Source organism: Candidatus Tisiphia endosymbiont of Piscicola geometra (assembly GCF_964026415.1).
In the GTDB taxonomy this organism is placed as follows: domain Bacteria; phylum Pseudomonadota; class Alphaproteobacteria; order Rickettsiales; family Rickettsiaceae; genus Tisiphia.
In genome coordinates this window covers 1,266,021-1,276,988 of sequence record NZ_OZ032144.1, presented here as the reverse complement: position 1 = coordinate 1,276,988, position 10,968 = coordinate 1,266,021, and the positions used below count along the sequence as shown (strand labels likewise).

Genomic DNA, 10,968 nt, shown 5'->3' with positions numbered 1-10,968 from the left:
ATTTATGCATTATAATTTTATAAAAAATTTACTTAGTGGGACAAAAATATTTGCTAAAATAGTAGTGCTATGCAGTCTACTAAATTTTACTATTATCCATAATAGTTATGCGGAAGAACCAAAACAAAAAGATACTTTAGATACTATAATTGATATTCTCTCAGGTTTGACCTGTGAAACTCAAGGTATCGGTGATTTATTACGTACAGAATTTTCTCACACTTGTATACCAGCATCATTTTTTACCTTTGCTGTTGCTAATATAATTTCGCCAGGATTATATGCAAATACCATGCTACGTCTTAAAATAAATGACCATGAATTATTTGATGGAGATTACCCCGGAGGACAATGTGCAAGAAATAATAAAATTGATCCAAATGACCCTAAATTAACCTTTGCATTTTGTAATAATGTTAAGCTAGCAGCTGTTAGAGTACAGGCAATAGCCATTTCTGCTCTTGTTATTGCTAAAGCCGTATTAACCGGTTCTGATCCGTGGGAAGAGATTATGGAAGCATGGAAGAGCAATAAAGCATCATTTCATACTATTTATAAGGACACAAAAGATGGTTATTCTAGTGTAATGTTGGACGTACCTATACCAGTTATTTTTAAAGTAGTAAAAATAAAAGATACCATGTGTGTGGCTGCTCCTACTATATTAGCAGATTGGGTACCAGTTGGCTGTAAGTATATTAGAGAACCTTACCCTGAATCGATTTATGCGACTTTTATGAATCTTGATGGTGGAACTAAGAAAGGTCCTAATACCGCTACTGACCCAATGGCAATAGTTGATTGTGGTTTATCATCTTCTAGTTGTTACCAAAGAGCTTATAATAATTCTAAGGCAGCCATCGTTATCTCTTCACCGTTAATAGAATGTATTAAAGAAATGACAGCAAGATTACTGGTTAGTAAAGATGTTTGTACATTTGATGATATTAATAAAGTAATTAATTCAAGCAAAAGAGAAAGTAGCATATTATTTCAATTTCAACGTAATATGCACCGCACTGTTACTGCTTTATTGACTATATATGTAATTTTCTTTGGTTTTAAAATTATACTTTCTGGTGATGTTCCTCCTAAAAATGAAATAATTAATTTTGTATTAAAGATGTTGTTTGTAACCTATTTTTCTGTAGGTATAAACATTACTCCTGGTAGTAATTCTGACTATAATCGACTAGATGGTATGGTACAATGGGCTTTTCCTTTATTATTAGGAGGAATAGATACACTTGCTGGTTGGGTTATGAATGCTTCTCCATCAGAGTTGTGTAAATTTGATGCTAAAGATTACGATAAAAATCTTTCTTATATGGCATTATGGGATTCATTAGACTGTCATGTAAGCCATTATTTAGGATTAGATATCCTATCAACCTTACTGGTAGAAAATCAATATAAAAATCATGATTTCAAGAGTTTTGACTTTTTTAGTTTCTCAGCCCCACCTTATGTATATTTACTGATTCCTGCTATTATTTCAGGTAACATGACTCTAGTATCCTTGGCAATGTCCTATCCTTTATTAGTGATTTCTGTTGGAGCTTTTATGGTGAATGCTACAGTGATGTGCATGATATCTATAGTAATATTAGGTGTTTTAGCTCCTCTTTTTGTGCCAATGTTTTTATTTGAATATACTCGTGGTTACTTTGAATCATGGGTAAAGTTATTAATATCATTTTTGCTACAACCTATGGTAGTGGTAACCTTTCTGATTATGATGTTTTCAGTTTATGATTTCGGTTTTTATGGTCACTGTAAATATACAAGTAAAACTATACAAAATAGTATAGAAAGTGGGGGAGATGGAAAAAGGCATGTAAAAATATTTTTTGTTAATAATAATTGGAATGAATATGCGAAAGATGAAAGTAAAGGTATAGATGATGCCAAAAGCTGTAAAAATAGCCTAGGTTATATGCTTAATAATCCACTAGCAACAGTTTTTGATTTTGCCAAAGATAACCTAAATGAAATAGTGAAAGAAAAACCAGGTAGTGGTAGTACAAGCGATCATTTATCTAAATACCAATTTTTGCAGGGCATTATTATGGGACCCGGTATGTTCTTTGTATCACCCAAATTAGTTTTTGAGAAAATTAAGGATATTGCTCTAGCTTTAATTACTGCCTGCTTTACTTTGTATTTAATGTATCACTTTAGTAGCCAATTAGCAGATTTTGCGGCTGATATGACTGAAGGTGTACCTCTTAGTGGTGTTGCCATACATCCACAAGCAATATACAAAGCTGGTATGGCTGCTCTTGGAGCTGCTGGTAAAATGCAGGCGGCTGATAAAGCAGCTAGAGGTGCTGGAGGTGCTACTAAGGATATGGGTGGTGGAGGTGGATCAGCTGAAGATACTAAAGCTACTGGTGGTGAATCAGCAGAAGATAGCTTAGACACCAGTGGTTCATCTAGAGATACTGTATCAACAACAGGAGGTGGTGGTGGTAAGTCTCTAGGTGGTGGTGGACTTCCTATCTCTCCAACCCGTCATATAGCAGAATCTATTGCAGCTGGTGTATCTGAATCGAGTTCTTCAAATGCAGGAGGTTCTTCAAGGGAATCAAGGGCTAATTTGCAGACTATTGACGAACCTATTCTACCTCCAACTAATAAAATAGTAGAAACAGAGGATTTTGTTAATAGATCACCACAGATAGCTACAACAAATACACAAGAATTAGGAAGGACAGTAGAGAAATCAAGTCCTGCTAAGGAATTACCAAAAGAGCAAAAGACCCATGAGTTACTCTCTAAAACTTTGGGAGGACTTGAGGATTCTACGGTGCAAGCTGGAAAGGCTGGTGACATTAAACAAGAAATAAAAAATCGTGAGGAAAAAGTTAGGAAGGAAAGCTATCTTAAAACTAGACCAGCTAAGAAAACTACAACTGCTAGAACTAATGTAAAAAAAGATGGCTCTGATGAAAATTCATAAAGTCACCAACTGTACAAGTTTAAGTAGGTATAATAGTCCTAGATGTTATGTGGGCAGGAATCTATACTATTTAACAGCCTTTCAGGCTATTTATTGGATTCTTGCCTACACGGGAATGACGATGTCAGGGGTGATATCATACTTGTTAGGGGTGATGTCGTCCCTGCGTAAGCAGGTATCTAATAACAGCTTTAGTTATTTTACTTTTTTAGATTCCTGCCTTCGCAGGGATGACATTAAGGGAAACAGAAATGATACCTTAGGGCTGTTATACCTACTTAAAACTTGTACATTTGGTAAAGTCATAAAAGTTTTTATACAATGTTGTTTGGTACTTTTCTCAAGCAAAGTTTTTGCTGGTTTTGGAGATCCGTGTCCATCAGTTTCATTTGCAGTAGATGATTATTTAAGACAAAACACAGCTTACGGGCATCTTCTATATAGTATTGATATGACCGGTACTCCTAATGGGTGTGATGCAACTGACCCACAATTTAAATTCTGTTTAAAAAATAAAGATGGTAGTCCTATAGAGTGTAAAGTTATTACTCTTAATTTAAATGATTCTAAGCGTCTTAGTGAGTTAAGCACTGATAATAATCCCGATTTAGGTGGAAATACTTTATTAAAAGATATTATTTTAACAGTAAAAATTGTCGATAAAAGATTGTGCCTAGTTATGGCTACCTCAAAAGGACAACTTCCACTAGCTTGTAAAAATACTACCACACCAGCTCCGATAGCACCACCAAACGAACAATGCCGGAATATAGGTAAAACTTGTTATATGGGTACTACAAGGAGTCAGTCATTACTTAATTTTTCTGGCTTAGCTGTAGATTGTGTAAAGGAAACTCTAGATAAAGTTTTTTTTCGTTATAGTAGCTGTGATCCAAAAAATGATCAGATTAGTTTGACTGCCCTTAATCCTTTCTCAACCTTCCAAGAATCTTTGAAAATATCTATTAGGGCGGCGTTAATATTATATGTTATGTTTTTTGCTGTTAATATGATTTTAAGCAAAGAATATGGTAATTTAGATAAAATAGCATCTTTTGTTATGAAGCTAATAATTGTCACTTATTTTGCTACAGGTCTTGGACCAGTATATTTTAAAGGTGGGAAGGAAACTACCGAAAATGGTATGCTTCAGTATGGGTTACCATTACTCACGGAGCTTACTCCACAATTTGCTCAAATAGTTTTTAATGCTGGTGGCTCTCGAGGATTATGTGAGTACGATACTAGTAAGTATAAAGATGGGTATAAGTTTTATGCACTTTGGGATGCTGTTGATTGCAGGATAGGTTATTATTTGGGTATGGGACTATATTATAACACAGAGTCCGTTTTAAACGACATTCCTAGTAGAAGTGTGCCGAACAAAAATAAAAATAATCCTGTAAACTTTAAAAAACCTGGAAATGAAGCTCCGGATGCATTGAGGAAAGTGGGAGGATTCAGATTTCTTACTGTAATGTTTGGTCTATTATTATCTGGACAAATAATAATAGTAGCATCTGGAATAATATTTTCTGTAATATTTGTTTCAATAATTTTATATTTTATAACACACTACTTAGTATGTCTAGTTACCATATATGTCATGACCTATATTTCTCCTATATTTATTCCTATGGTTTTATTTACTAGAACCAAAGCATATTTTGATGCATGGCTAAAAATTTGTATATCTTGTGCAGTGCAACCCGCAGTGGTGGCTGGTTTTATTGCCTTGTTACTTACTATGTATGATTCGGCAATATACAAGAATTGTGAGTTTATGAGGCATGACTATACGTATAGCAGTGATGTTCAGTTTAGTACTTTTGAGCTTAGATTACCAAATGCTAATACTGATGATTGTAAAAATAGTGCCGGATATAAATTATTGCGATATTATTCAGGGGAAGGTTGGGAGAAGCATCTTTTAAGTGTTTTTCCAATTAAATCAATTGTTGTAGATGTCGTATCACTGTTAGTAGACTTACTTTATGTATTAATTTTTTCAATTATTTTTTATTATTTTTCAAAATCAATTGGGCAATTTGCTGCCGAGCTTACTGGTGGTCCTATCATGGATTCTGTAACAGCTAGTCCTACTAAGATAGTTGATATGGTTAAGAAGGGGGCAGAATTTATTGCCGATGCTGCACAAAGCTCCGGTGGAAAACCACCGCAGAAAAATCCTTTAGAAAAACCAAGAAAAGGAGGAGAAGAAGCAAAAGATTCAGGTGGTGGTGATAGTGGTGGCAAAGCTGAAGGTATGGGTTCTGGAGGAGGTGGTGGTATGAGTGGTGGTGGCGGTGGTTAACTTGGATATTATTGTATGAAAGGAAATTTATCAAAACTCATAATGGTATTAGGCATAGCGGCTTTAGTGGTTAGCGTTGTTATGGTATTACTTGGGATGATAGGGTCAGTAAAAATTACCAACGGTTGTCTCCTTAGATATGATCAAGACGCAAAAGGAGGTAGTACTGATCGTATTACTAATACAATCATGCTTAATGCAACAGCAAACTATACTGTAATTACTAAAACAAAACCAGATGGGTCGCTTGAAACTGAGTATGATCCTAACCGTTACGGAGAATGGTTAAATACTAACCTAGCTGTTACAAATGAACAGGAGATTAAGTTTAAAATAGACGGTAATATAAGCCTTTGCAGGGCTTATGTACCAAAGAATAATATTCAACAGCTTTCAGATTTGGATGACAATGGTAACAAAGTTGCCATTCCTAGGGTTGAAGAAACTAATGTAGAACCGCTATCCTTAATTTTTGATGCTAAAACTGATGAATGGCGAAATATAGCTGAATTGTTTATTAACGATAAGGTTGTCATATCAATTTTGTCGGATCAAAAGAAATTGCCAGGTATGGTTAGTGTAAAAAATATCTTTAAGTTTGTTAAGCAAGATGGTGAATCTAAAAATTTTATAGAAACGGCAGATTGCTCAGAAGGGAAGAGAACATACAATCCATTATGTGGTAGATACTCGATATATTCCGGACAGTATGTTAGTGGTTGTAAGTGGCCGGCAAATTGTAACAATCCGAATGATTGTGTTAATATTAATCCACATGATATATGTTGGGATATAGTACAGAATAGGCATGTAGGTGACTGGCGTTGTAATTCTGATCCAGCTCATTGGTTTAGTTACTGGAAAACAATATGTGATCAGGGACCTTTTTGGGCTAATGTGATGGGGGTAGCACCAGAGCCTTATAAAGAGGATGGTTTTTTTACGTCTCCTTGGAGTGACGATACTAATAAGCTATTTACTAATTTCTACCCTGAATGTTCTAACAATTCTAGTGCTTCATCTCGTAGATGTCCTGATGTTGATCATAGCATTAAAGATAAAGCTTACATAGAAGGAGAATACCAAAATAAAAGATATTTTTGGTACTCTGCTGATGGTCCAACAGGTCTGTTATATAGAATGGATAACAGTGAGACTCCAACTAATGCAAAATCTTTAGGGACAGGCTATGAATTTGCTAAAATAATTGCTGGAAACAAAGATTATGATCCAATAAATAATAGTAGAGCTGCTAATATTAAATATCAAATCATTTATAATGATATTATAGCCGGTACAGCAAGAACCTATTTACAATATCGTTTATGGTCAAAATATGACGACTATAGTAAAAATACAGGTGGTTATGTATTAAATATTAAACAGACCAAATGTCGGAGAAGTAATGGTAATAGTTTTGATGATGTTACGTATAATCGCGGTGGAGTACAGTATTTAATAATGCCATATAGTGAAAATCCTAACAAAACTGGTACAATTTATAGCGCTAGTAATATTAAAGTGGATGATGCAGACGGCAATGCAAAAATTACTGCCAATGCCAATGGATATCTATGGATGAGAATTTACAATAAACAAGAGGATTATAAAGAAAGTTATGGTAGATACCAAGTACAATTCTTTACCTCAGAAAAAGTTGGTAGTTTTACTTTAAATATTTTAACCCCTTTATTTGAGTTATTAAAAGGCAAAATCAAGAATGCAGCTGTGATGATTTTTAAGAACATGACTTGCTATGGTGGGGGAGTTACTACTTGTACTAACTTTTTTAACTATATAAAAACCGTATTAATTCTTTACGTTATGTCATACGGAGCAATGTTTTTATTAGGTATGGTCAAAATCAACCAACAGGATTTGGTAATTAGGATAGTAAAAATCGCTATAGTTAGTGGGTTAATGAATGAAAGTACTTTTGAATTTTTCAATAATTATATATTTGATTTTGTAACTAATTTTTCAGATGGAATTATCTCCAATATGAGTGGCTATAGCATGTTTTCATCGACGAATAAGATAACAAATCCTTTCATGTTCCTAGATGCATTAATGAGTAAAATATTGTTCAGTAAAACTTTTGCTGGTCAAGTGCTTTCTTTAATCTCTATGGGTCTTAGTGGATTGATTTATTTTGTTATAGTATTTATTGCTACAATGATAGTAATCATCACCGCTCTTCGAGCCGTGGCAGTTTATATTATGGCATTTATGGCAATCGCTATATTAATTGGTGTAGCTCCATTGTTTCTTACGTTTATGCTATTTGATTTCACTAGATATTTATTTGATAATTGGGTGAGGTTTACTTTTAGATATATGATAGAGCCAGTAATTTTAATGGCAGGAATTATTATACTTACTCAGTTATTTACAATTTATTTGGATTTTGCAACTGGTTATAGTGTGTGTTGGAAATGTGCTTTACCTATAAAAGTTCCATTTCCTGCTATCCCAGGTCTTCCTGCGATTTTCTCTAATTTAGAGATTTTTTGTATCAATTGGTTTGTACCTTGGGGAATGGATTCTCGTTCTGGCATGATGGGTTTGAATATGCAACATTATATTGCATTAATTATGATTGCTTATGGAATGTATGGTTATGTTGAATTTTCTGGAAAAATGGTGGCAAAGTTGACTAGTACCGCTGGACCTTCTGCAACATCTATGGGGCATGCAATGTCATCGGCAATGGAACAAGGAGCTTTAAAAAAGGTTGGTTTAGATAAGGCATCTAGAGATACAATTAAGAAAGAAGCTGCCGGTAGATTAAAAGATAGGAATAAAGCAATTGATAAAGGGAATAAAGCTAGGTCAAAAGGTGATACCAAGGATAGTGATGGTAATAATAAGGATCAGAATCCAAGAAGTGGTGTTGAGAGTGGTAGTGGTAATGAAAGTGATTCTAATGTGAATCCAAAGTAATAACTGAAAATGAAGTGAATAGGATGAGAAATTTCAGGTATCTAATGTTGTTGATAGATTTTCTATTTAAAGGGCAACTGTTTATTGCCTTAGTAGTTCTATTAGCCTGTAATCCTGTCAAAGCTGATGATAGTGAGAAAGATGCTAAATTTGATTGGATGAGTTCGAGTTTAAGTGGACTTGCAGCTCTATTTTCAGCATGTCTAGAAGTACCAAAATTCAATAGTTTTCAAGAAGGTAGCATTTCTTTAGACCTTACAAAACCAAATGAATGGAATTCTACTGGTAACTATGTCAAAAAAGATAAAGCCATTAAGTTTGACTGGAGTACTAGTGGAGCTGTAAGTAGTCCAAGAAAATACCGAGTGATGTACCGTATAGATCCAAGGTTCAATAGACCACAAATATTTATTAAAACTTTTAATCATTTAACTAAAAAGTATGAAGCTACTAATTTTCCTAAATTTAAGGCAACTGATCCAACTAAAGATTATATAAGTCTAGCATTTAGCAAAATGCAGAATTATGTAGACTATTTTAATTTTGTTGAAAATCGTCAGAAAATTCGGGTAGAAAAAGGTGATGTAATAAATATAACTCTTGCAGGAGCAGGAGATTTTTTTAGTGTAGCTACTGACGAAGATTTTTTAAAGTCAGAGCTTGACAATAATATGTTAGGAATTCCGTCACTTTATACAAATAGCAACCTTGATAATAAAATACTATATTCAACTGCAGAAAAATTGTGTTATTCTATTGACCCCTCAAGGGATAAAGTGTGTCAGGGTACTGGAGCAAGTACCAAATATAAGGCTTTAGATAAGTTAGTATTAGTTGGTAAACCGTTAACCCAAGGTTCTATACAACAGATTATTACAATTTGTCCTGATTTTGCTAATGATAAAGATAACTCTCCAGTGTGCTTCTATGATCAAGGGAGAGGGATGAGGATACTAGTAAATAACCAGATTATAAAGAGAGAAGCGGAAAGTTTTGTATATTCTAAATTTCTAAAAAAGAATTTCTTATATTATAAATCTGATATTGCTGGAGATTTAGATTTTTTAACTGATTGGCCAATCCAAGGCATGTTTACCTCCCTAGATAAACCTTTAATGAGTGATTGGATTGGAGCTTTTTCAGATATTAATGCACTTAGTTCTTATATTAGTAGCCCAGCTGTAGACTTAAGTAGTAGTTTTTTACATTTTGGACGCTACATTATGATGGTGGAAATAGGTAATGGTGATAAGAGTATTAGTGATGCACAACAAAAAGACATAGAAGTTGAATATGTAATAATGAAAGATGGTGGGACACCACTTGCATCGCTAGTGGGTACACAAATCAACCAAGATTTTGCAACTGATGCTGACAAAGATGGCTATTTATGGGTTAGAGTAAAGAATCCTAATAAAGAGGTAATGGGGTTAATTAAGGTAAATTATGCTAATTATACGGGGAGTACTTGGTTTTCAGATATTGTATATAACGGGGCAGTTAAACCTATTACCGATGAGTTTCATAAATTTACTATGAATTTTTATACTAAACTAACTAAAAATGTAACATTACACCGAATCATAAAAGCTGCATTGATTCTTTACGTAATAATATATGCTTTAACCTTTTTAGCGGGTGCTATTCAAATAACTGCCAAAGACTTATTAACAAGAATTATAAAAATAACTTTGATAGTAATACTAATAGGAGATGATAGTTGGAACTTTTTCAATAATTACTTATTTAATGCCTTTATTAAGGGTACTGACTATCTAATGACCAATGTAGTAGGGCTTACTAGTTCTACAGTTAACATTTTTGGTTTTATTGATCCAATATTTGATAAATATACCAATGGCAGATTTTGGGGGCTTTTATTTATACAATTACTCCAAATCCATAATGGTCTTACTTTTGTTGCTATCATAACTATTTATTCTCTGACGCTTTATTTTAGAGCTATTTTGGAAGTTATCATAGGTTACGTTATAGCATATATTAGTCTTGCGGTTATGATATCTTTAGCACCATTATTCATAATTTTGGTACTATTTGAGAAGACAAAAAGCATTTTCGATAACTGGTTATCTACTTTATTTAGCTACATGATGCAACCAACCATATTATTAATATTTTTTCTATTAATAGATCAGGTGATGTCTGAACAACTTTTAAAAATTGTGGTAAGAGCATGTTGGGATAGTACGTTCATCCCAATAGAGATAGGATTAGATTTAACGCATATGAACATGCCGATTAATTTTTCGTTTAAATTACCATTTTTACCTGGGATACCTTTCTTTGCACCGGATGTTACGGAAATTAATAATGCACAGGATTTATTAAATTCTACCGGGACATTCTTGGTAATATTTACCAGTAGCTTGTTATTCTATGCTTATTGCCTAATGTGTTATGGACTTGTCGATTATGTGACTATAGTAGTTGCTCAATTAACCAACGTAACACCTGCAAGACAAGAGGGTGATTTCCAAAAACCTAATAATCCTACAAAATCTATTATGCATGATATGGAAACTGTAGCAAAACCAGTCAAGGATCTAGCTTTTGCTCCAGCTAGGATATTTAAGGATAAGGTGATAGATCAAAATTATAGGGCAAGGAAAGGAGAAGATCCTGAAAGCAACAAAGAATATACTGGCAAAATATTTGCCTCAAGAAATGATTTAGACACTGGTGGTGAAGCAGATGGTGGATCTAATAAAAAGGAATAATTACTATTTAA

4 protein-coding genes are annotated in these 10,968 nt (G+C 33.7%); all 4 read left to right on the top strand.

What is annotated here, in order from left to right; all coding sequences use genetic code 11:
* The first annotated feature begins 4 nt into the window (after positions 1-4).
* The 4 genes from AAGD26_RS06095 (at position 5) to AAGD26_RS06080 (ending at position 10,957) form a co-directional block, all read left to right on the top strand.
* Positions 5-2,962, top strand: coding sequence for a type IV secretion system protein (locus AAGD26_RS06095; protein WP_341751514.1), 2,958 nt, complete (start codon positions 5-7; stop codon positions 2,960-2,962).
* A gap of 154 nt (positions 2,963-3,116) precedes the next feature.
* On the top strand, positions 3,117-5,276 hold the full coding sequence (locus tag AAGD26_RS06090) for a type IV secretion system protein (protein WP_341751513.1): 2,160 nt from the start codon (positions 3,117-3,119) through the stop codon (positions 5,274-5,276).
* Between the two features lie 15 nt (positions 5,277-5,291).
* Positions 5,292-8,219, top strand: coding sequence for a type IV secretion system protein (locus AAGD26_RS06085; RefSeq protein ID WP_341751512.1), 2,928 nt, complete (start codon positions 5,292-5,294; stop codon positions 8,217-8,219).
* 23 nt (positions 8,220-8,242) lie between these two features.
* Complete coding sequence (locus AAGD26_RS06080) at positions 8,243-10,957, top strand: type IV secretion system protein (protein WP_341751511.1); 2,715 nt, start codon at positions 8,243-8,245, stop codon at positions 10,955-10,957.
* Positions 10,958-10,968 lie beyond the last annotated feature (11 nt).